This is a genomic window from Micromonospora sp. HNM0581, assembly GCF_012726175.1.
Lineage (GTDB): Bacteria > Actinomycetota > Actinomycetes > Mycobacteriales > Micromonosporaceae > Micromonospora.
The window spans coordinates 326,734-348,169 of record NZ_JAASAD010000003.1 but is presented as its reverse complement, the minus strand read 5'-3'; the positions used below and the strand labels follow the sequence as shown (position 1 = coordinate 348,169).

General features: G+C 69.8%; 19 protein-coding genes and 1 pseudogene. 17 read left to right on the top strand and 3 right to left on the bottom strand.

Annotation, left to right across the window (positions count from 1 at the left end; translation table 11 throughout):
- Nucleotides 1-99: 99 nt before the first annotated feature.
- Nucleotides 100-1,116, bottom strand: a complete 1,017-nt coding sequence (gene corA, locus HCA58_RS07005; protein WP_240955652.1) for a magnesium/cobalt transporter CorA — start codon at nucleotides 1,114-1,116, stop codon at nucleotides 100-102.
- A 402-nt stretch (nucleotides 1,117-1,518) separates the two neighbouring features.
- Nucleotides 1,519-2,613 carry a PLP-dependent aminotransferase family protein gene (locus HCA58_RS07000; RefSeq protein ID WP_169596921.1) on the bottom strand — a complete coding sequence of 365 codons (1,095 nt, stop codon included), beginning with the start codon at nucleotides 2,611-2,613 and terminating at the stop codon, nucleotides 1,519-1,521.
- A 242-nt stretch (nucleotides 2,614-2,855) separates the two neighbouring features.
- Between HCA58_RS07000 and HCA58_RS06995 the strand changes: the two genes are divergently transcribed.
- Genes HCA58_RS06995 through HCA58_RS06985 form a run of 3 tightly spaced genes read left to right on the top strand, consistent with a single transcriptional unit; the run spans nucleotide 2,856 to nucleotide 5,342 of the window.
- Nucleotides 2,856-3,587: a phosphocholine cytidylyltransferase family protein gene (locus HCA58_RS06995; protein WP_169596920.1), complete on the top strand. Its 732-nt coding sequence runs from the start codon at nucleotides 2,856-2,858 to the stop codon at nucleotides 3,585-3,587.
- Complete coding sequence (locus HCA58_RS06990) at nucleotides 3,575-4,642, top strand: iron-containing alcohol dehydrogenase family protein (protein ID WP_169596919.1); 1,068 nt, start codon at nucleotides 3,575-3,577, stop codon at nucleotides 4,640-4,642. Before HCA58_RS06995 ends, HCA58_RS06990 begins: the two co-directional genes overlap by 13 nt.
- Nucleotides 4,626-5,342, top strand: a complete 717-nt coding sequence (locus HCA58_RS06985; protein WP_169596918.1) for a CDP-alcohol phosphatidyltransferase family protein — start codon at nucleotides 4,626-4,628, stop codon at nucleotides 5,340-5,342. The genes HCA58_RS06990 and HCA58_RS06985 overlap by 17 nt, the downstream gene beginning before the upstream one ends.
- A 295-nt stretch (nucleotides 5,343-5,637) precedes the next feature.
- Here HCA58_RS06985 and HCA58_RS06980 read toward each other — a convergent pair whose 3' ends face one another.
- Nucleotides 5,638-6,804 (bottom strand): glycosyltransferase, encoded by a 1,167-nt coding sequence (locus tag HCA58_RS06980; protein ID WP_169596917.1) that lies wholly within the window; start codon nucleotides 6,802-6,804, stop codon nucleotides 5,638-5,640.
- A 24-nt stretch (nucleotides 6,805-6,828) separates the two neighbouring features.
- On the opposite strand from HCA58_RS06980, the gene HCA58_RS06975 reads away from it, so the two are divergent.
- From HCA58_RS06975 to HCA58_RS06910, 14 genes and pseudogenes are all read left to right on the top strand, one after another.
- Nucleotides 6,829-7,689: an Fpg/Nei family DNA glycosylase gene (locus tag HCA58_RS06975; RefSeq protein ID WP_169596916.1), complete on the top strand. Its 861-nt coding sequence runs from the start codon at nucleotides 6,829-6,831 to the stop codon at nucleotides 7,687-7,689.
- A gap of 265 nt (nucleotides 7,690-7,954) precedes the next feature.
- Complete coding sequence (locus HCA58_RS06970) at nucleotides 7,955-9,526, top strand: sugar transferase (protein WP_169596998.1); 1,572 nt, start codon at nucleotides 7,955-7,957, stop codon at nucleotides 9,524-9,526.
- A 50-nt stretch (nucleotides 9,527-9,576) separates the two neighbouring features.
- Nucleotides 9,577-10,803 (top strand): histidine kinase, encoded by a 1,227-nt coding sequence (locus HCA58_RS06965; protein ID WP_169596915.1) that lies wholly within the window; start codon nucleotides 9,577-9,579, stop codon nucleotides 10,801-10,803.
- Complete coding sequence (locus HCA58_RS06960; protein ID WP_169596914.1) at nucleotides 10,800-11,579, top strand: LytTR family DNA-binding domain-containing protein; 780 nt, start codon at nucleotides 10,800-10,802, stop codon at nucleotides 11,577-11,579. The genes HCA58_RS06965 and HCA58_RS06960 overlap by 4 nt, the downstream gene beginning before the upstream one ends.
- A gap of 179 nt (nucleotides 11,580-11,758) precedes the next feature.
- A complete protein-coding gene (locus HCA58_RS06955; protein WP_240955584.1) occupies nucleotides 11,759-12,196 on the top strand; it encodes a hypothetical protein in 438 nt (145 codons plus the stop codon).
- A 1-nt stretch (nucleotide 12,197) separates the two neighbouring features.
- Nucleotides 12,198-13,838, top strand: coding sequence for a cation acetate symporter (locus HCA58_RS06950; protein ID WP_169596913.1), 1,641 nt, complete (start codon nucleotides 12,198-12,200; stop codon nucleotides 13,836-13,838).
- A 180-nt stretch (nucleotides 13,839-14,018) separates the two neighbouring features.
- Nucleotides 14,019-14,783, top strand: coding sequence for an ABC transporter ATP-binding protein (locus HCA58_RS06945; protein WP_169596912.1), 765 nt, complete (start codon nucleotides 14,019-14,021; stop codon nucleotides 14,781-14,783).
- Nucleotides 14,768-16,468 (top strand): ABC transporter permease, encoded by a 1,701-nt coding sequence (locus tag HCA58_RS06940; RefSeq protein ID WP_169596911.1) that lies wholly within the window; start codon nucleotides 14,768-14,770, stop codon nucleotides 16,466-16,468. The genes HCA58_RS06945 and HCA58_RS06940 overlap by 16 nt, the downstream gene beginning before the upstream one ends.
- Nucleotides 16,469-16,579: 111 nt before the next feature.
- A complete protein-coding gene (locus tag HCA58_RS06935; protein WP_169596910.1) occupies nucleotides 16,580-17,110 on the top strand; it encodes a flavin reductase family protein in 531 nt (176 codons plus the stop codon).
- A 44-nt stretch (nucleotides 17,111-17,154) separates the two neighbouring features.
- Nucleotides 17,155-18,129 carry an NAD-dependent epimerase/dehydratase family protein gene (locus tag HCA58_RS06930; protein ID WP_169596909.1) on the top strand — a complete coding sequence of 325 codons (975 nt, stop codon included), beginning with the start codon at nucleotides 17,155-17,157 and terminating at the stop codon, nucleotides 18,127-18,129.
- A gap of 63 nt (nucleotides 18,130-18,192) precedes the next feature.
- Complete coding sequence (locus tag HCA58_RS06925; protein WP_169596908.1) at nucleotides 18,193-19,416, top strand: LCP family protein; 1,224 nt, start codon at nucleotides 18,193-18,195, stop codon at nucleotides 19,414-19,416.
- Nucleotides 19,417-19,580: 164 nt separating this feature from the next.
- Nucleotides 19,581-20,759 carry an LCP family protein gene (locus tag HCA58_RS06920; RefSeq protein ID WP_169596907.1) on the top strand — a complete coding sequence of 393 codons (1,179 nt, stop codon included), beginning with the start codon at nucleotides 19,581-19,583 and terminating at the stop codon, nucleotides 20,757-20,759.
- Between the two features lie 91 nt (nucleotides 20,760-20,850).
- Nucleotides 20,851-21,186, top strand: coding sequence for a rhodanese-like domain-containing protein (locus HCA58_RS06915; protein WP_169596906.1), 336 nt, complete (start codon nucleotides 20,851-20,853; stop codon nucleotides 21,184-21,186).
- Between the two features lie 74 nt (nucleotides 21,187-21,260).
- A pseudogene (locus HCA58_RS06910) lies at nucleotides 21,261-21,412 on the top strand (glycerophosphodiester phosphodiesterase family protein); the annotation flags it as partial.
- Nucleotides 21,413-21,436: the final 24 nt, after the last annotated feature.

Sequence of the window (21,436 nt, the reverse complement as noted above, 5' to 3'; positions counted from 1 at the left end):
TCGGCCATGAGGTCGTTGCCACGTCCACCGGTGTCCCGTGGCAGCAACTTCATGGCCGGCGCGGGCGGCACACCAGCGTGTCGGGGAGAAGGAGGGCAGTCAGAGCCAGTCGTTGCGGCGGAACCAGCGGTAGAGCGCCAGCGAGATGCTGAGCATCAGGGCCAGCACCACGGGGTAGCCGTAGGTCATCCGCAACTCCGGCATGAAGTCGAAGTTCATGCCGTAGATGCCGGCGATCGCGGTCCACACGGCGGCGATGGCCGCCCAAGCCGCGATCTTTCGCATGTCGTTGTTCTGGTCGACGGTCACCTGGGCCAGCCGCGCCTGCAGGATCGAGTTGAGCAGGTCGTCGTAGGAGTTGACCTGCTCGACGGTGCGGCTGAGGTGATCCTGCACGTCCCGGAAGTACCGGCGTACTTCCTTGGGTACGTCCCGGTTCATCTGCGCGGTGAGCGTCGACAGCGGTCGTTGCAGCGGCATCACCGCCCGCTTGAACTCGACGAGTTCCCGCTTCATCTGGTAGATCCGCTGGATTCGGCCACTGGTCTGACGGTCGAACACCTCCGTCTCCAGTACGTCCATGTCGTCTTCGAGCTTGTCGGCGACCTCCAGGTAGAGGTCGACGACCCGGTCCGTGATCGCGTACGCCACGGCCCAGGGACCGTTGAGCAGCAGTTCCCGCCGCGCCTCCAGTTCCTCCCGTACGGGCGCGAGCCGGCAGGCGTCGCCGTGCCGGACACTGATCACGAACTGCGGGCCGATGAAGAGCATCACCTGCCCGGTCTCCACCACCTCGGAGTTCTCCGTAAGCTCGGTGTGCTCGCAGTAACGGGCGGTGCGCAGCACCAGGAAACTGACCTCGCCGAAACGTTCCAGCTTCGGACGCTGCTGCGCCTTCACCGCGTCCTCCACGGCCAGTTCGTGCAGCCCGTAGGTGCTGGCGATCTCGGTCATCTCGACCAGCTCCGGCTCATGCAGACCGAGCCAGACGAAACCCGTTTCGGCGCTGCGAGCCGCAGCCAGCGCGTCGGCGTATGCCCAGTCGCCCGCCTGCCGTTGACCGTCGAGGTAGAGCGCGCAGTCGACCACCGAGCTTTGACGGCGGTCGGCCGACATCTGGTTGGTTCGCGTCCTGTCCGGGCTGCGTCGCCGGGTCACCGCCCGTACGGGAGACCAGCTCCGAGGCCGCAGGGCCCGGCCCCCGTCGGCGTTCGGGGACTTGTCGGCAGCGGCAGCCGGGGATGTCGTCTCGGTGCGCTGTGTCCGCTCCGTCATCACGCCCTCCCCCGCCGGCTGCGTTTGCAGGTTACGCCGCCGCAGCGATCATGGCCGGGCGGCGCCGGACGGACCGGATCGCGTTCGGGGGGTTGGAGGCGATCCGGCCCGCCCGGCGCCTTGGGGGCGGGGGTTGTGCGTACGCGTGGTGAACAACGCTCGCAGCATTGTGGGCCCCGACTTGCTTGAACGGGAGACCCGAGCCGGCCAACATCGCCGTTCTGTCGGAAATCCGACAGAAATTCAGCTGCGTACTGCCTCCATGGCCTCAGCCAGCCGCCGGACACCCTCGTCGATCCGGTCCACGGTGACCGCCGAAAAGGCCAGCCGGAGTGCGTGCCGCCCCCCATCCACGACGAAGTCGCTGCCCTTGACCACCGCGACGCCCCGCTCGGCGGCTGCCGGCGCGAGCTGGTCGACCTCGACGTCCTCCGGCAACTCGACCCAGAGGAAGTAGCCACCGTCGGGTTGCACGAACCGGGCCTGCGGAATGTGTCGACGCAGCGACTCGGCGAGCACTGAGGCACGCTCACCCAGGGCCGCCCGGACCGTCTCGATCGAACGCCGGATGTCCCCGGACACACAGAACTGGTGCACGATGGCCTGAGACACCATGCCTGGCGAGATGTAGAGGTTCGTCGCCTTCTTCGCGATGTCGCCGATCAGGTCCGCCGGGCCCACCAGGTAGCCCACCCGGACCCCGGGGCAGACGGTCTTGGTGAAGCTGGAGGCGTGCACCACCACGTTCCGGGTGTCCATCGACAGCATCGAGGGCAGCGCCTCGCCCCGGAACCGGATGTCGGCGTACGGGTCGTCCTCGAAGATCGTGAAGCCGAACTCGGCGGCCAGGTCCAGCAGTTCGCGACGCTTCTCCAGGGACAACGTCACGCCCGCCGGATTCTGGTAGTTCGGGATGACGTGCGCCAGCTTGGGACGCACCCCGGACTCCAACAGTTTGCGCAGCTCGGCGGTGTCCATCCCGTCCGGCTGGATGGTGACGGCGTGCAGTTCACCGCCCATGTTCCGCAGGTTGAGCAGGGTGCGGTCGTACGTGGGACGTTCCACCACCACCGCGTCGCCCGGGCGGACCAGGTGGTCGAAGAGGAAGGCGTCGGCCTGCAACGAGCCGTTGGTGACCAGCACCTGGTCCGCCCCGACACCGTGCTTCTCGGCGATCCACTCCCGGAGCGGAAGGTAACCGACGGAGGTGCCGTACGCGGTCACCCCGGAGGGGTCGGCGTCGAAGGCGCGTACGGCGGCGGCCTTGAGCCCTTCGACATCGACGATGTCCAGCGACGGGGCGCCACGGGCGAAGGAGATCAGCTGCTCGACGGTCATGGCTGTTCAGCGTACGGCCGGCAGTGGGACGTACGCGCAAGGCACGGCGATGTCCGCATCCTGAGCCACCGGTCGGGTGACCGGGCCCGCACGGCGGGTGCGACGGCCCGGAAGGGTGTGCCCTTCGCCGGCGCCGGCGCCGGTCGTAGCGAGCGGTGGCCAGGGTTGACCGGCGGCAGCGCCGACACGGGCGGCGCTATCCTCCTTCGGTGAACGCTGCGAGAACAGGAACTGATGCTGGCATGGTCGGAATGGTGCTGGCAGCTGGCGCCGGCCGTCGGCTGCGCCCGTACACCGACACGCTGCCAAAAGCGCTGGTGCCGGTGGACGGCGAGATCACCATCCTCGACATCGCGCTGCGCAACCTGGCCGCGGTGGGGCTCACCGAGGTCGTGGTGGTGGTCGGCTACGCCGCGGACGCCGTCCGCGCACGCCAGGCAGACCTCGAACACCGGTACGGCGTCACGATCACGCTGGTACCCAACGACAAGGCCGAGGAGTGGAACAACGCCTACTCCCTCTGGCTGGCTCGCGACTGGTTCCCCCGGGGCGTTCTACTGGTCAACGGCGACACCGTGCACCCGGTCAGCGTGGAGAAGACCCTGCTGAGCGAGCGTGGGCCCGGCCTGCTGCTGGCGATCGACACCATCAAGCCGCTGGCCGAGGAGGAGATGAAAACCACCTTCAACGCGGCTGGGCAACTCACCCGGATCACCAAACTCATGGACCCGGCCGAGGCGTACGGCGAGTACATCGGGGCCGCCCTGATCGAACCGCACATCGCCGAGGCGCTCGCCGACGCCCTGGCGGTGACCTGGCAGCGCGACCCGAACCTGTACTACGAGGACGGCTACCAGGAGTTCGCCGACCGTGGCGGGGAGGTACGGCCCGCACCGATCGGTGACGTGGCGTGGGTCGAGGTCGACAACCACACCGACCTGGCCCGGGCCCGGGAGATCGCGTGCCGCTACTAGCCCGTACCGTCGCGACACCGCTGTCGATCGAGGTCCGCCGGGGCGCGGTGGCCGACCTCGGCGCGCTGCTGGCCGACCGTCGGATCTCCAGCGGCGGCGACGTCGCGGTGGTGGTCGGCCCGGGTCAGGGCGAGAAGATCGTCGAGCTGTGCCGCCCCTCACTCGGGTCTGCCGACGTTTTCACCGTCGCCGGTGGCAGCGTCGACTCCGCCAACGAGCTCGGCGACCAGCTGCGCCGTCGCAACTACGACGCCGTCATCGGCATCGGCGGCGGAAAGACGATCGACACCGCCAAGTACGCCGCCACCCGCTACGGCATCCCGATGGTCACCGTGGCCACGAGCCTCGCCAACGACGGAATCGCCTCTCCGGTGGCGTCGCTGTCCCACGAGGGCGGCAAGGGCTCCTACGGGGTACACATCCCGATCGCCGTACTGGTCGACCTCGACTTCGTGGAGAACGGACCGGACCGGCAGACTCAGGCCGGCATCGGCGACGCGGTGAGCAATCTCAGCGCCTGCGCCGACTGGGAACTGGCTCACCAGGTACGCGGTGAGCCCATCGACGGGCTTGCCGTGACGCTGGCCCGTACCGGGGCGGAGGCCCTGGTCAACCACCCCGGCAAGATCACTGATGACGGGTTCCTGATCACGCTGGCTGAGGCGCTGATCCTGGGCGGCATCTCGATGTCGATCTGCGGTTCGAGCCGGCCGGCGAGCGGCGGCGACCATGAGATCTCGCACGCCATCGACCACCTCTTCCCGAGCACCGCCGCACACGGTGAGCAGGTCGGGCTCGGCGCACTCTTCTGCACCTTCCTGCGGGGAGACCTGGAACGCTTCGGCCAGCTCGCCCGCTGCTTGCACCGGCACGGGCTGTCCACCCGACCGGTCGATCTCGGGCTCACCGACACGCAGTTCGTCGACGCGGTGGCCTTCGCCCCCCGTACCCGGCCCGACCGTTACACGATCCTCGAACACCTGGCGCTGTCCGCCGACGACCTTCGTACCCGGCTGGGAGACTACGTTGACGCCCTTCGTGAGCACCTTGGTTGACCCGTCCCGCCCCACGGTCGCCGACTTCCACCGGGTGAACCGGGGCGGTGGCCTGTTCAGCGAGTCGGTCAGCCAGTGGATCGGCGCGGTCTTCGCGCTGATCGCCCAGCGTCTCGGGCTCCGGCCGACCGCACTGACCATCACCAACCTGCTACTCGGGCTGGCCACCTCGGTGACCGTGGTCGCACTCGCCGGCCCGGTCGCCGCCGGGGACGTGCCGGCTCCGGTGGTCGGGCTGGTCGCGCTCTTCGGCTGGCAGATCGCGTACGCCCTGGACTGCGCCGACGGTCAGCTGGCCCGGGTGACCGGCCAGGGCAGCACGGCGGGCGCCCGAGTCGACGTGCTGTGCGACGTGGCCGCCCAGATCGCCCTGGTCGCCGCCCTGTCCGCCACCGCCGTGGCGCAGCGGCCGGCAACGCCGACCTGGTTGGTGGCGGCGTTCGCCGGCACCTGGATGGTCAACCTCGTCACCTCGGTGATGCAGGCTGGTCCGAACGCGGCCAGCATGGTCACCTCGACCAGCCCGCCCGTACGCCTGGTCAAGCTGATCCGCGACTACGGCGCGGTGATCTTCGTGGCGGCTCTGGTGCTGGCCCTCGCCCCGGCCCTGGTTCTCTGGGTCGTGGTGGCCTTCACCATCGTCAACGGTGGCTTCCTGCTCGCCAGCATCGCCTTCTCCGCCCGCGCCAGCCTCCGCTGACGTCGGTACGCACCACATCGGCGCAGGTCAGCCACCTGAGATGAGGTTGACGGACCCAGCCAGGACCCGCCACCATTCCTGTAAATGCAACAAGGCTACATCCGGTTTTCGCCGAGCCTGGTATGGACATGCCTCTCGGGAGTAGCGGTACTCGGCGTAGTCCTCTGGCTGTCGGCGGTCAAGGCAGCCGCCCATCAGTCCAGGAGTTGGCTACCTGGCGCCGACTGACCGCGCGACACCAACCCGGCGTCTCTCTGAGCGGCGCACGGAGCGCAATCGCTCGCCGCACCGACGCTCAGGCGAGCGAGGCGTACACGTCGATCAGTCGTTTGGTGACCACGTCGGGGTGGAAGGTGCGCTCGTAGCGCAACCGGGCCGGGGCCGACAGGGCGGCGGCACCGGCCGCCGCGACCGGCAGGGCGGCGGCCATCGCGGCCGGGTCGGCGGGCACCACCCAGCCGACCGCCCCGGCCAGGTCGTCGGCCCCCACCAGGTAGGGGATGCCGCCCAGGTCGGTGCCGAGGACCGGCCGCCCGCTCGCCATCGCCTCGATGATCACGGTCGGCAGGACGTCGTGCCAGAGCGAGGCGGCGACCACCACGGCGGACCGGGCCATGGTGGCCCGTACGCCGTCGCGGTCCAGCGGGCCCAGGTACGTCACGTCGGCGCGTTCGACGGCGGCGGCCTCCGCCAGGTGACGCAGCTCGCCGTCCCCGGCGATGCGCAGCGGCCCGAGGGAGCCGTCGGGGTGTCGCCGCCAGGCGTCCAGCAGCAGGCCGAGGCCCTTCTCCGGGGACAGCCGACCCAGGAAGAAGAAGCCCTCGCCGAGCGGGGCGGGGCGGCCGGGGTCGGGGATGCCGTTCGGCTTGACCACGATCCGCTCGTCGGGGATGCCGTACTCGCGCAGGTGGGTGGCGATCTGTGAGGTGAGCGCGATGAACCGGTCCACCGAGCGCCAGGTGGGGCGGTGCACGGCCAGGGTCGTCGCCATCAGGGCGCTCTGCGCGGCCGAACCCCGGTAGCAGCGGTTCCTGATCGCCGGCAGGCCGAACGCCCGGCCCTTGCAGTCCTGGCAGATCGCGCCGTCGCGGAAGTACACCCCCGACGAGCAGACCTGCCGGTAGTTGTGCACCGTCTGCACCACCGGCACGCCGTGCTTATGCGCCGTCCGCACCACCCAGGGCGAGAGCAGCGGGTACGGGTTGTGCAGGTGCAGCGCGTCCGGCCGGTGCTCGGTGAGCAGCCGGGCCAGCTCCTGCTGGGCGCGGGGAGCGTAGATCGGGGAGATCGGCAGCAGCGCCTTCGCCGTCTTCGGCATGGTAGGGATCTCGTCGGAGCTGCGCAGGAACGGCAGCACCTCCACCCCAGCCGCGGTGAGCTGGGCGATCTCGGCGTCGACGATGGTGTTCTCACCGGAGGGCTGAGCTTCCCGGTACCGGTTGTGCGCCACCACGATTCTCACGGAAAAGAAGGCTACCGTTGGACGATGCCCGAACTTCCGGAGGTGGAGGCGCTCGCCGGTTACCTGCGACAACGCGCGGTGGGTCGACGGGTCGACCGCCTGGAGGTAGCCGCGATCAGCGCCCTGAAGACTTACGATCCGGCGCCGACCGCCGTCGCGGGCCGGGCCGTGACCGATGCCCGACGGTACGGCAAGTTCCTCGACGTGGTCTTCGACGGCGGCCTGCACCTGGTGGTCCACCTGGCCCGCGCCGGTTGGCTGCACTACCGGGAGGCGTTCGCCTCGGCCGCTCCACTGCGACCCGGGAAGGGACCGATCGCGATCCGGGTACGCCTCGACGACGGCTCCGGCTTCGACCTGACCGAGGCGGGTACGCAGAAGAAGCTCGCCGCCTACCTGGTGACGGACCCGCAGGCGGTGCCCGGGGTGGCCAAGCTCGGCCCGGACGCACTCTCCGCCGACCTGGCCACCTTCACCGGCGCCCTGCGCGGGCGGCGGGGACAGGTCAAGGGCGTGCTCACCGACCAGTCGGTGCTCGGCGGGGTCGGCAACGCGTACTCCGACGAGATCCTGCACGCCGCGAAGCTGTCGCCGTTCGCGTTGACCGACCGGCTGACCGACGACCAGATGGCGACCCTGCACGCGGCGACCCGGCGGGTGCTCGGCGACGCGGTGACCCGGTCGCTGGGGCAGCGGGCGGCGGAGCTGAAGGGCGAGAAGCGCTCCGGCCTCAAGGTGCACGCCCGCTGCGGGCTGCCCTGTCCGGTCTGCGGCGACACGGTCCGGGAGGTCTCGTTCGCCGATTCCAGCCTTCAGTACTGTCCGACGTGCCAGACGGGCGGGAAGCCGCTCGCTGACCGACGGTTGTCCCGACTCGTACGGTGAGTAACACCACTCACTGATTACGGAGCGGAACCGGACGGGCGGTGCGCAACCACCGGTCCGGCGCTCTACCCGGGCCGCCATCCATCGGTATAGTGGCCCGGTCCCCGGCTTCCGAATGGCATGGGGCCGGCCAGATCCCAGGCGGTAGGTGGCCGCCGCGCAATGACCCTAGGGTCGGCGACGAACGGAACTCGCGTGGGAATCTGGAACGGTGGGCGACCCGGGCGGTCACGGCGAGTGAACGCTGCGGGTGATGCGGGAGGACATGGGTGAGGTGACGGCTAGCCTCCAGCGCCCGGTTACCAACGAAGGCCGGAGCAGACTCGTGCGGCACGTCGACAGCTTCGAGATCCAGCCGCCGAATTCGCCGTCCCCGAACGGCGTACCCCGATCGGCGTGGGCCCGAGCCCGGCGGCGGGTGTCGCGATGGCATCGGCCCTACACGGCGATCCTGTTGCTCCTCGACTTCGCTGCGGTGGCCTTCGCCAGCCACACGGCGATCCGCACCTTCGATCAGGCCACCGCAGGTTTCCACCAGGCCCAAAACGACCCGACCTGGTTCTACACGGTCGCTTTCCTGCTGTTGCCGCTCGGCTGGCTGGCCATTCTCTGGTTCAACGGCGCCTACGACCGACGATATCTGGGGCTCGGGCCGGACGAGTTCAAACGGGTCATCCGGGCCGGGGTGGCCGTCTGTGCGGCACTGTCGTTCCTCGCCTTCGCCACCAAGACCGACCTGTCCCGGTTCACCGTCGGCACCGCGCTGCTGCTGGCGCTGCTGCTCATCCTGCTCGGTCGGATTCTGGCCCGTTTCGTGCTGCACACCGTCCGACGTAACATCCAGCAGGCGGCGCACCGGATGGTGCTCGTCGGTACCCTGCCGGAATGCCTGGAGGTGTACACGGCGGTCACCCGCACCCCGGCCGCCGGGCTCGTTCCGGTCGCCATCCACATCACCGACGGGTACGCGGCGGCCAAGGGGGTACAAACCCCGGTCCCGGTGTACGCGGGCCGCGACGTGCTGGCCCTGGTACGCGAGATGGGCGCGGACACCATCGCGGTCTGTGGCTCGGCCAGCGCCGAGCCCGGTGAGCTGCGCCGCCTGGCCTGGCAGTTGGAGGGCTCCGGAGTCGATCTGGTGGTGGCACCGCAACTGACCGACATCGCCGGTCCCCGGGTGCACATCCGCCCGATCGAGGGCCTGCCGCTGCTGCATGTCGAGGAACCCACCCTGTCCGGGCCGGCACTGCTGGCCAAGAGCATGATGGACCGGGTCGCCGCCGGCCTCGGGCTGCTCGCGCTGATCCCCGTCTTCATCGCCATCGCCATCGCCATCCGGGTCTCCGACCCTGGTCCGGTCTTCTTCCGTCAGCCCCGGGTGGGTCACGAGGGTCGCACCTTCCGGGTGTGGAAGTTCCGCACCATGTACGTCGACGCGGAGGACCGGCTGGCCAGCCTGGTCGACCAGAACGAGACCGACGGCATGTTGTTCAAGATGAAGCAGGACCCCCGGGTCTTCCCGGTAGGCCGCTTCCTGCGCGCCTCGTCGCTCGACGAGCTACCGCAGTTGATCAACGTGCTGAAGGGTGAGATGTCGCTGGTCGGGCCCCGTCCGCTGCCCGCCGACGACGGCGACTTCCTCGGTGACGTGCGACGCCGGCTGCTGGTGCGCCCAGGTATGACCGGGCTGTGGCAGGTGTCCGGCCGCTCCGATCTCTCCTGGGACGAGGCTGTCCGGTTGGACCTGTACTACGTCGACAACTGGTCGCTGGCGTACGACCTGAGCATCCTGTGGCGCACCGTCGGTGTGGTGGTCGCCCGCAAGGGTGCGTACTGACCGGCGCCCACCCCTTCCCCGCAGCGTCCGCAGCCAGCAGGATCGTCGACGTGGGTGGCAGCATCTCTGCCGTGATCGGCGTCTTCTCCCTGGTCAGCGTGCTGGCCGGGGCGTTGTACGCGGTCGGCCGGCTGCGGGGGCGGCGCGGCATCGCCACCCCCGGGCAACGGGCCACCTACGAGGTGCTGCACACCGCCGGGCTGGCGGCCGAACCGCTGCGGGCCGGGCTGAACCCGGCCGGCGCGGCGAAGGCCGCCCGTCACCTGCGTACCCTGGTCGGCGCGGAAGGGCTGGCGTTGGCCGACACCGCCGACCTGCTCGCGCTCGACGGACGCGGCGCGCACCACCGGAAGCAGTTGCGTGCCGCCGCCCGGCGGGTGATCGCCTCCGAGCGCTCCACCGTGCTCGGGGAGGCGGAGCTGACCTGCGACCGGATCGACTGCCCGGTCCGCGGTGCGGTGGTGGCACCACTCGGCGGTGCGTCGGGCCGGATCACCGGTGCGCTTGTCGCCGTCACCGACGGTGCACCGGCACCCGGTCTGGTCCAGGCCACCCTGGAGACCGCGCACTGGGCCGGCAGCCAGCTGGCGCTGGCCGAGTTGGACTCGTCCCGGGAACGCCTGGCCCGGGCCGAGGTACGCGCGCTGCGTGCCCAGATCAGCCCTCACTTCATCTACAACGCGCTGACCGCGATCGGCTCCTTCGTCCGCACCGATCCGGAGCGGGCCCGGGAGCTGATCCTGGAGTTCGCCGAGTTCACCCGCTACTCCTTCCGGGCACATGGGGAGTTCACCACGCTGGCCGAGGAACTGCGTTCGATCGACCGCTACCTGACCATCGAACGGGCCAGGTTCGGTGACCGGCTCCAGGTGCGGCTTCAGATCGCCCCCGAGGTGCTGCCGGTGACCCTGCCGTTCCTGTGCCTGCAACCACTTGTCGAGAACGCGGTACGCCACGGGTTGTCGCGTAAGCCGGGCACGGGCATGGTGAGCATCGAGGCCCGGGACGCGGGCGCCGAATGCCACATAACGGTGGAGGACGACGGAGTGGGCATGGATCCCGCCACGCTCACCGCGGGGATCGCCGAACTGGCCGGGTCGAGCGGCGACCCGGGTGACGATCCGGGACAGCACGTCGGCCTGTCGAACGTCGACGAGCGTCTGCGCTCGGTCTTCGGTGACGGCTTCGGCCTGGTCGTCGACACCGGTGTCGGCTCGGGCACGAAGGTGAGCATGCGGGTGCCGAAGTTCCACCCCGGTGTACGGGCCGGTTCGTGACCGGCGCCGGCCCGACCCCCGTCACCGGTTTCCTGCGGGTGCTGGCGGTGGACGACGAGCCACCGGCGCTGGACGAGTTGGCGTACCACCTGCGGGCCGATTCTCGGGTGGCCCGGTTGCACACTGCCGGCGACGCCACCGAGGCACTGCGGGTGCTCCGAGACGACGACGTGGACGTGGTCTTCCTGGACATCCGGATGCCCGGCCTCGACGGCATGGAGCTGGCCCGGGTGCTGCGCCGTTTCGCCCGGCCTCCGGCGATCGTCTTCGTCACCGCGTACGACGACGGCGCAGCCGACGCCTTCGACGTGGGTGCCACCGACTACGTGCGCAAGCCGGTACGTGCGGAGCGGCTGGCCGAGGCGCTGCGCCGCGTGGTCGGCTCCCGGGTCGTGCCGAGCCATCCCGCCGCGCTGGCCCGGGCCGAGGTGGATCCCACCATCCCGGTCGAGCTGGCCGGCACCACCCGGATGCTGCCCCGGTCCGCTGTCCGGTGGGTCGAGGCACAGGGCGACTACGCCAGGCTGCACACAGCGGACGGGTCGCACCTGGTGCGGGTGCCGCTGGCCACGCTCGCCGAACGGTGGGCCGACGCCGGGTTCGTCCGGATCCACCGGTCGTACCTGGTGCGGCTGCGGCTGATCGCCGAACTGCGCCTGGTCAACTCCGGTTACGTGGTGGTGGTCGACGGTACCGAGCTGCCGGTGAGCCGCCGGCACACCCGCGAGTTGAAGGACAAGCTGGTCCGCGCCGCCAAGCAGGAGTGGAGCCGCTGACCGGTTCACCGTGCCCGCATCGGGTCCCATGACCGCCGATCTGGTCATCCGACCAGCTGACGGCATGGCCCGGGGGCGCCTGCCGCCCCGGGCCAGCGGTTGTCCACAGCTCCACCTCGTTATCCACAAGATATCCACAGCCCGCTTGACATTCCTGTCCGGCGGACGAGACTGCCGAGATGGCCGCCGAGGATCCTCTGCCGGAATCCGGCCGGCCGGCGCCGTCCCCGGCCGCGCCCGGCTCCGGGCCGCCGCCGCGTACCCGGGTGGTGCTGGCCGAGGTGTCCCGCCGGTCGCGCTGGCCCGCCGGCACCCACACCGAACTGACCCAGCAGACCCGGGTCGGTGAGGCGCTCGTCCGCGGTCTGGTCCGCGCGCAGCTGGCGCTGGCCCTGCAGCTGTCGGCGGTGGTGATGGTCGGGCTGGGCGGGCTGCCCTGGCTGTTCGCCGTCGCACCCTCCGTCGGCCGGATGACCGTACTCGGCGTCAACCTGCCGTGGCTGCTGCTCGGGGTGCTCTCGTTCCCGTTCCTCGTCGCCGTCGGGTGGACGTACGTCCGCCTGACCGAACGCAACGAGCAGGATTTCACCGACCTGGTCCACCGGCCGGAGCGCTGACGTGGGCAACGATCTCGTCGTACCGGCGATCGTGGCGGTCACCCTGGTCACCGTCGCCATCGGTTTCTACGGGCTGCGGCTGGCCCGCACCACCTCCGATTTCCTGGTCGCCTCCCGGGTGGTCAGCCCCACCTGGAACGCTGCCGCGATCGGCGGCGAGTACCTGTCGGCGGCGAGCTTCCTCGGCGTCGCCGGGCTGATCCTCAAGTACGGCGTGGACGTGCTCTGGTACCCGGTCGGGTTCGCCGCCGGCTACCTGGCCCTGCTGCTGTTCGTGGCCGCACCGCTGCGCCGGTCCGGCGCGTTCACCCTGCCCGACTTCTGTGAGGTGCGGCTCGGGTCCCGCCGGCTACGGACCCTCGCCACCGTCTTCGTGATCTTCATCGGCTGGCTCTACCTGGTGCCTCAGTTGCAGGGTGCCGGCCTGACACTGGCCACGCTTGCCGGCTCGCCGTACCCGGTCGGCGCGCTCGTGGTGGCCGCCGTGGTGACCGCGAACGTGGCATTGGGCGGGATGCGGGCGGTCACCTTCGTGCAGGCGTTCCAGTACTGGCTGAAGCTGACCGCGCTCGCCGTACCGGCGATGTTCCTGGCCCTGCAGTGGCAGGCCGACGGCCGTCCGGCGGTGACCCCGCCGGACGGGGCCACGTTCCGGACGGCGACCACCGTCGTGGTCGAGCAGCAGGCCGTGCTCACCCTCGCCGACGGCCAGACCCTGCAGGTACGACCCGGTGACGAGCTGAGCTTCACCGAAGGCGAACCGGTGCCGGACGTTTCCGGGGTGGCCAACGGGGCCGCCGACTGGCTGCTACCAAGCGACGCCGGTTCCGACGACCGGGGGTTGTTCGGCACGTACTCGCTGATCCTGGCCACTTTCCTGGGCACCATGGGACTGCCGCACGTGCTCGTGCGCTTCTACACCAACCCCGACGGGGCCGCCGCACGCCGGACCACCCTGGTGGTGCTGGCGCTGGTCGGGGTCTTCTACCTGCTACCCACCATCTACGGCGTGTTGGGCCGGATCTACACACCGCAACTGCTGGTCACTGGGCAGACCGACGCGGTGGTGGTGCTGCTACCCGCGGCGGCGCTCGGCGCCGGAACCACCGGCCGCCTACTGGCTGCACTGGTCGCCGCAGGAGCGTTCGCTGCCTTCCTGTCCACCTCGTCCGGGCTGCTGACAAGCGTCGCCGGGGTGATCTCCACCGACGTGCTCGGTCGGGGTTCGGTGCGCGGCTTCCGGCTGGCCACAGTGATCGCCGGGGTGGTGCCGACGGTCCTCTCCCTCAACGTTTCGGGTCTGGACGTCTCGCAGGTGGTGGGCCTGGCGTTCGCGGTGGCGGCGTCCAGCTTCTGCCCACTGCTGGTGCTCGGCATCTGGTGGCGAGGTCTTACCGATGCGGGTGCGGCCGTCGGCATCCTCGTCGGCGGCGGTGCCGCGGTGACGTCGGTCCTGGTCGTCGTCCTCGGCCCGGCCATGACCGGTTGGCCCGCAACCCTCGTCGCCCAGCCGGCCGCCTGGACGGTACCGCTGGCTTTCACGGTGATGATCGCGGTCTCGATGGCCACCCGCCGCCGCGCCCCTGCCGACATCGGCCGGACCATGCTCCGCCTGCACGCCCCCGACGCCCTCCGCTCGTGAGGAGAGGCCCTTCCCCTGCGTCTGCGGTCACTGCGACGATTCCCTGTCACCGGCTGGGGGTGTCGGTTCGCGTCGATGCTTCCGGTCACCGGCGCGACTGCGGCCTCCGACTCGGGGATGAGCTGCGGCTCCTCCTTCGGGCGGGGCGGCGGGTTGGCCGGCACGGGATACGGTCGGCGCATGACTGCTGAGTATCCGGCGCTGGCGCTACGCGGCCTGGTCAAGAGCTTCGACGGCAAGGTCGCGGTGACCGGCGTTGATCTCGACGTTCCCGCCGGCTCGTTCTACGGGCTACTCGGACCCAACGGCGCCGGCAAGACCACCACCCTGTCGATGGCGGTGGGGCTGCTGCGCCCCACCGCTGGCGGCGCCTGGGTGCTCGGCCACGACGTGTGGGTCGACCCGGTGACCGCCAAGCAGTTGCTCGGCGCCATGCCCGACGGGGTACGCCTTTTCGACCGGCTCAGCGGAGCCGAGCTGCTCGCCTACCACGGTCTGCTGCGCGGCATGGACCCGGCCGTCGTCGACAGGCGGGCGGCGGAGTTGCTCGACGTGCTGGCTCTCGCCGATGCCGGCCGGACGCTCGTCGTCGACTACTCCGCCGGTATGAGGAAGAAGATCGGCCTGGCCTGTGCGTTGTTGCACGGCCCCCGGCTGCTGGTGCTCGACGAACCGTTCGAGGCGGTCGATCCGGTTTCGGCGGCGCTCATCCGGGACATCCTGCAGCGGTACGTTGCCGGCGGCGGGACGGTGGTCTTCTCCAGCCACGTCATGGAGGTCGTGCAGCGGCTCTGCTCACATGTGGCGATCCTCGCCGGAGGCACCATCAAGCGGGTCGGCACGCTGGAGCAGGTACGCGGTGACCGCTCGCTGGAGGAGGTATTCGTCGAGGTGGTGGGCGGACGTACCGCAACCGGTGAGGAGTTGGCGTGGCTGTCCCGGTGACCCTACCGGCGGGCCCGGTGCGGCCGGTGTCGGCGCGTCACTTCGTCCGGCTCAAGCTGCGCGTGATGGGCAACAATTTTCACGGCCAGGGCTGGCGGGTGGCGCTGTTCCTGGTCGGCTCACTGGTCGGGCTCTGGTTCGCGGTCGGTGCCTTCTTCGGTCTGGCGGCTCCCGGGCTGGTCGGCGACGACCGGTACGCCCTGCTGGTCGCCGCCTTCGCGGGCGGGTTGACGGTGCTCGGTTGGCTGTTGCTGCCGCTTGTCTTCTTCGGCGTCGACGAGACCCTCGACCCGGCCCGGTTCGCGCTGCTGCCGCTGTCCCGACGTACCTTGGTCACGGGACTGTTCGCGGCGGCGTTGGTGAGCGTACCCGCGGTCGCCGTGCTGCTCGCCCTCTCCGGCCTGGTCGTCACCGCCGCAGTGTTCGGCGGCTGGTCGGCCGCGTTTGTCACGGTCGTCGGGGTGGTCTGCGGGTTGCTGCTATGCGTGGCAGCCGCCCGGGCGGTGACCAGCGCATTCGCCACCATGCTGCGCTCCCGCCGGGTGCGTGACCTGGCTGCCGTCCTGCTCGCGGTACTCGCCGCCCTACTCGGTCCGTTGCAGCTCGCCGGGTTGGCCGCCCTCGAGGACACCGACTGGGATCGGCTCGTCGGGGTGGCGACGGTGATCGGCTGGACCCCGTTCGGCGCCCCGTGGACGGCGGGTATCGACGTGGCGCAGGGTCGCCCCTGGGCCGCACCCGTGAAATTGCTGATCACCGTGGTGACGATCGTCGCGTTGCTGGCCTGGTGGTCACGCTCGCTGGAGTCCGCGATGGTGGGCGCGGTGGGCGCGGTGGGCGGCGGACCGGCCCGCGCGAGACCCGGAGTCACCGGCGGCTCGGTGGCCCAACTCTTCCCCCGGGCTGTCGGCTGGCTTCACCGGGACCGTTTTGGCGCCCTGGTCGCCAGGGAAGCGCGTTACTGGTGGCGGGACGTCCGACGCCGCGCCAACCTGATCACCATTGCGGTGGTCGGTCTCTTCGTACCGGTGATGGTCAACTTCGGTGGGCAGGGCTTCACTCTCGACAGCGACCAAAGTTTCAGCCCTGCCGGAGAGTCGTCACCGGTGCTGGTCAGTCTCTCCATGCTCTTCGTCGGGCTCCTTGCCGCGGTGACCCTGGCGAACCAGTTCGGGTTTGACGGCAGCGCGTACGCGGCGAACGTGGTGTCCGGGGTCCCGGGTCGGCTGGAGTTGCGCGCTCGGGCGACGGCGTTCTCGCTCTATGTGCTGCCGTTGCTCGCGATGGTGGCCGTGGTGATCGCACTCGTGCTCGGTGAGCCGACGTGGGTCGGTTTCATGGCCGGTGCACTTGTCGCCACCTACGGTGCCGGGCTGGCGGTCAACTCGTTCGTCTCGGTACTCGGCGCCTACGCGTTGCCGGAGACGAGTAACCCGTTCGCGATGAACAGTGGGGCCGGGCTGGTCAAGGGGCTGCTCACCATTCTGGCCATGATTGTCACGGGCGTGCTCGCCGTCCCGATGGTGCTCGCTGCGGGTCTGCTCGGCGACACCTGGGTTTGGCTGGGCCTGCCGCTGGGCGTGGCCTATGGCGTCGGCGCGTTGCTGCTCGGCACCTACCTGGCGGGCGACGTGTTGGACCGCCGTCAACCCGAGCTGCTCGCCATGGTCACACCCCGCCGCTGACGCCGCACCGGATGCGACATGTCGTGATATCACATCCGGGGGATACGGCGACAGGCCGTATTCACGACGGACCGGCCCGGGTCGGTTGAACCGGGCGGACGGGGGGTCACAATGTTTCACGTGAATCATGAGCCGGGTGCCCGGATCCACCACACCGACCCGTTCGCCGCACCGGCCGAGAACCGCTCGCCCGTACGCCGGCTGCGAGGCCGACTCGCCGCGCCGGTGACCCTCTGGACGGCGCCCGGGCCCGCAGGACTGACGGTGTCGTCGACGCTCGTCGCGGAGGGCGAGCCGGGCCGGCTGCTCGGGCTGGTCGACGTCGAGTCGGAGCTGTGGGCGGCGGTCGAGGCCGCCGGCTGTTTCGCCGTGACCCCGCTCGGTCCGCCCCACCGGCAGCTCGCCGACCGATTCGCCGGTCTGTTTCCCTCGCCGGGCGGCCTCTTCGCCATCGGCGACTGGCTCGACACGCCCTACGGGCCGGTGCCGAACGACGCGGGCGGCTGGGCCGGTTGCCGCCTCGACGGGGCCCGGGAGTACGGCTGGGGTCTGCTGGTGGAGGCGACCGTAGAGCGCGTGGAGCTGACCGACGACACCGAGCCCCTGCTGCACCATCGGGGGCGCTACCGGGAACTGGCGTGACCGTTACGACGGTCCGTAAACCCCCTCCTTTAGGCTGACCAGTCATGAAGGTTGAGCAGCGCTTCGGTCCCGGTCACCGGGTCCTGGTCACCGGCGGTGCCGGTTTCGTTCCGTCGCACCTGGTGGATTCCGTGATCGAGCGTGGCTGCACGGTCGTCGCTCTCGACAACTTCGTCACCGGGTCCCGGGGGAACGTCGCGCACCTGCTCGACGAGCCGACCTTCACCTTGGTGGAGGCCGACATCTCCGATGGGCTGCCCAACCACCCGGCCTTGGCGGAGCGGTTCGACGCGATCCTGCACATGGCCTCGCCGGCCAGCCCGACGGACTTCGAGAAGCTGCCGGTGGAGATCCTGCGGGTCGGCTCGGTGGCCACCCTGCACCTGCTGGAACGCGCTGCCGCCGACGGTGCCCGGTTCCTGCTCGCCTCCACCTCCGAGGCGTACGGCGACCCGAAGGAGCACCCGCAGCGGGAGACGTACTGGGGCAACGTGAACCCCGTCGGCATCCGCAGCGTCTACGACGAGGCGAAGCGCTTCTCGGAGGCCGCGACGATGGCGTACCGCCGCAGCCGGGGCGTGGACACCGCGATCGTGCGTATCTTCAACACCTACGGACCGAGGATGCGACCGGACGACGGGCGGGCCATCCCGACCTTCATCTCCCAGGCGCTGCGCGGCGAGCCGATCACCGTGCACGGCACCGGCGACCAAACCCGTTCCATCTGCTACGTCGCCGACCTGGTGCGGGGCATCCTGCTGCTGCTGGACTCGACCGAGAGCGGGCCGGTGAACTGCGGCACCGAGCACGAGATGAGCATGCGGGAGCTGGCCGAAACGGTCGTCTCGCTCTGCGGCAGCCAATCTGAGGTGACCTACGTCACGCGTAGCGCCGACGATCCGGAGATGCGTCGTCCGGATCTCGCCCTCGCCCGGAAGACGCTCGGCTACCAGCCGACCGTCGCTCCCGAGGAGGGGCTGCGGCGCACCATCGAGCACTTCCGCAAGCGGCTGGGGTAGTTGTCACCGGCGGCGCACCATCGGTAGGGGCGAGACTGGCTCGCGCTGCGTACATTGAGTTACATGTCAGCGACCTTCTCCGCCGCGCTACCGGCCCTCCACCTGCATCGCGGCGCCGGCCGGGCGGCCGTACCGGGCCCGGGACGCGCAGGCCGGGCGGGCAGGCCGGGCGACACCCGACGGCAGCCGGCGTACGACGATGAGCGGCTTTCTCCGGGCGGCCCGGGAGGACCACGGGGTCCGTTCGGTCCGGGCGGTCCCGGTGGCGGTCCGGCGCCACGAAGGCGACCGCAGTGGCGCCGTGTCGCGCTGGTGGCCGGAGTCGTGGTGCTGGTGCTGGCCTTGGTCGGCGGGGCGGGTGCCTGGTTCTACGCCCGTAGCCTCGACAACAACATGGCCCGGACGGACCCGTTCTCGGAGATCACCGGTGGCCGGCCGGCCAAGGCGGTGAACGGCGCGCTGAACATCCTGCTGGTGGGCACCGACTCGCGGGATCCGGACGCACCGATGGACCGGGCCGGTGAGTGGCGGGCCGACACGATCATCGTCATGCACGTCCCGGCCGACCACGAGCAGGCTTACCTCGTCTCCATCCCCCGGGACCTGTACGTGCCGATCCCGGAGAGCGCCGGTGCGGGGTGTGAGACGGGCCAACGACGGAAGATCAACGCAGCGTTCGCGTTCGGTGGACTGCCCTTGGCGGTACGCACGGTCGAGTGTTTCACCGACGTGCACATCGATCACGTGATGGCGATCGACTTCGCCGGATTCAAGCAGGTCACCGATGCCCTCGGCGGGGTGGACCTGGAGGTGGAGCGGACCATCACCTCGATCCACAAGCCGTACCGGAAGTTCACCAAGGGCACCAACACCATGAACGGTGCCGAAGCCCTGGACTGGATCCGTCAGCGCAAGCAGTTTCCCGACGGTGACTTCGCCCGGATGCGCCACCAGCAGGAATTCCTCCGGGCACTGATGGACAAGGCTGCGAGCACGGGCACGCTCACCAACCCGAAGAAGCTCAACGCCTTCCTCCAGTCGGTGACCGAGGCGGTCACGGTCGACGCCGGTTTCTCGCTCACCGACATGGCGGTGCAGTTCCGCAACCTGCGCGGCGAGAACCTGACCTTCGTCACCAGCCCGCACCTGGGCAGCCAGAACATCAACGGTGAATCGGTGGTCGTCTCCGACCGGGAGAAGGCACTGACCATGTACCGGGCGATGGCCGGGGACACCATGGGTGACTGGATGCGGGCCAACGAGCAATCGACCACCGGCAACGGCTGAGCACGAGCGACGACGACCGATCGTCCACTTAGCTGTGGACGATCGGTCATTTCAGCAGGATGACGCGGTAGAGAACGTGAATTGGACACGACGCGAACTCGCCTGCACCAGAACGCGAACGTAAAGTGTTTCCGCCCCCTTCTGCGTAACGAGCTGGAGCACGCATGCCGGTTCAGAGCCCCTCCCTGCTTGAGCCGCCGCGCGCGTCCGTCGCCCAGCCACCCAGCGGCGCGGACGGCCACGGCAAGAGTCGCTCTCGGCGAAAGGACCCGCTCTGGGCCCGGCTCACCGTGATTCTCGGCGCTGCACTGATGATGACCAGCGGTGTGGCGATCGTCGGCAGCAAAGCGGTGATCAGTCAGGCGACCGGCAGCATCTCCCAGCAGAACCTGCTCGGCGGCGCCGGCAAAACCTCCGCCGAAGGCGGATCCGACCTCAAGGGCCCGATCGACATGCTGCTGCTGGGCGTCGATGCCCGAGAGCGGTGGGCAGCTGACGACGTGCGTGCGGACAGCATCATCGTGCTGCACATCCCGGCCACCCACGACCAGGCGTACCTCATCTCGATCCCGCGTGACACCGAGGCGCGGATTCCGGCCTTCGAGCAGACCCGTTATCCCGGTGGCGTCGGTAAGATCAACGCAGCGTTCCAGGCCGGCGCGCAGAACGGCGGCGGCTGGGAGGGCGGCGCCCAGTTGATGGCGCAGACCCTCAAGGCGATGACCGGGGTCAGCTTCGACGGCGCGGCGATCATCAACTTCGGCGGCTTCAAGAACGTGATCGACGCCCTCGGCTCCGTGCGCATCTGCCCGAAACAGGACGTCACCTCGATCCACATGTCGTACGTCGACGGCAAGCCGATGTGGAACGCGGACGCCAAGAAGACCGGTAAGCCGCGTACCCCAGTGGTGCACAAGAAAGGCTGCCAGGAAATGGAGGGCTGGGCGGCCCTGGACTTCTCCCGTCAACGGTACGGCCTCAAGAACAGCGACTACGACCGCCAACAGAACCAGCAGCAGCTGATCAAGGCGATGGCCAAGAAGGCGACCCAGGACGGGAGTCTGACCAACCCGGTCAAGCTCAACCAGCTGGTCAAGGCGGCCGGTAAGGCGTTCATCCTGGACACCGGGGGTGTGCCGGTGGAGGATTTCGTGTTCACCATGCGCGGAGTCACCGGCAACGAGCTGATCATGCTGAAGACCAACGGCGGCACCTACAACGCCAAGGGCAACGGCACCGAGGCGCTCAGCGAACAGACCCTGGAAATGTTCCAGGCCATCCGGAAGGACGAGCTCGCCGAGTTCGTCTTCCACAACCCCGAGGTGATTTCCTCTCGCAAGTGACCCGGCTCTGACCGGCCGCTGGAGCGGCCCGGCCGGAGACCGCGGGGCGGTTTGCTGGCAGCCACGCACCGGGGCTCTAGGCTTGGTACCCGTGATCGGACCCCAGATACCCACCGTGACCGTCTCAGATATCGACGATCGGACGTACCTGCTCGACGTCCGGGAGAACGACGAGTGGACCGCCGGTCACGCCCCCAACGCCCACCACCTGCCGATGATGGAACTACCGGCCCGTCTGGCCGAGGTGCCGACGGACCGCGACGTGGCCGTCATCTGCCGTTCCGGCGGACGATCCGCCCAGGTCGTCGCCTATCTGCTCCGCAACGGCTGGGAACAGGTGAGCAACGTCGCCGGCGGAATGGGCGACTGGGCGGCGGCCGGACGGCCGGTGCTCGGCTCCGACGGGCAGCCGGGCCGGGTGCTGTAGCCGCGAGCCGTGCCAGGCCAGGAGACCAGACATCCGTCCCGTTTCGGCGGTGACGTGGAGCGGCGTCTGATCGCCCCGCTCTGGTGCCGGCGCTGCGGGCGGCCGGAAACCAGATCTACGTGTGGACCGTGAACGAACCGGCCGACCTCGACCTCGCGCTGGCGGCAGGGTGGAGGGTGTGATCACCGACCGCCCGGCGCAGGCTATCGCCCGGCTACGTCGGTGAACACGACCTGGCCGGGTCTGCCGC

Excerpts from the sequence above, each read along its gene's own strand:
- corA (WP_240955652.1), bottom strand. The coding sequence starts at position 1,116 with ATGTCGGCCGACCGCCGTCAAAGCTCGGTGGTCGACTGCGCGCTCTAC.
- HCA58_RS07000 (WP_169596921.1), bottom strand. The coding sequence starts at position 2,613 with ATGACCGTCGAGCAGCTGATCTCCTTCGCCCGTGGCGCCCCGTCGCTG.
- HCA58_RS06995 (WP_169596920.1), top strand. The coding sequence starts at position 2,856 with ATGGTCGGAATGGTGCTGGCAGCTGGCGCCGGCCGTCGGCTGCGCCCG.
- HCA58_RS06975 (WP_169596916.1), top strand. The coding sequence starts at position 6,829 with ATGCCCGAACTTCCGGAGGTGGAGGCGCTCGCCGGTTACCTGCGACAA.
- HCA58_RS06970 (WP_169596998.1), top strand. The coding sequence starts at position 7,955 with ATGGGTGAGGTGACGGCTAGCCTCCAGCGCCCGGTTACCAACGAAGGC.
- HCA58_RS06955 (WP_240955584.1), top strand. The coding sequence starts at position 11,759 with ATGGCCGCCGAGGATCCTCTGCCGGAATCCGGCCGGCCGGCGCCGTCC.
- HCA58_RS06945 (WP_169596912.1), top strand. The coding sequence starts at position 14,019 with ATGACTGCTGAGTATCCGGCGCTGGCGCTACGCGGCCTGGTCAAGAGC.
- HCA58_RS06935 (WP_169596910.1), top strand. The coding sequence starts at position 16,580 with ATGTTTCACGTGAATCATGAGCCGGGTGCCCGGATCCACCACACCGAC.
- HCA58_RS06930 (WP_169596909.1), top strand. The coding sequence starts at position 17,155 with ATGAAGGTTGAGCAGCGCTTCGGTCCCGGTCACCGGGTCCTGGTCACC.
- HCA58_RS06925 (WP_169596908.1), top strand. The coding sequence starts at position 18,193 with ATGTCAGCGACCTTCTCCGCCGCGCTACCGGCCCTCCACCTGCATCGC.
- HCA58_RS06920 (WP_169596907.1), top strand. The coding sequence starts at position 19,581 with ATGCCGGTTCAGAGCCCCTCCCTGCTTGAGCCGCCGCGCGCGTCCGTC.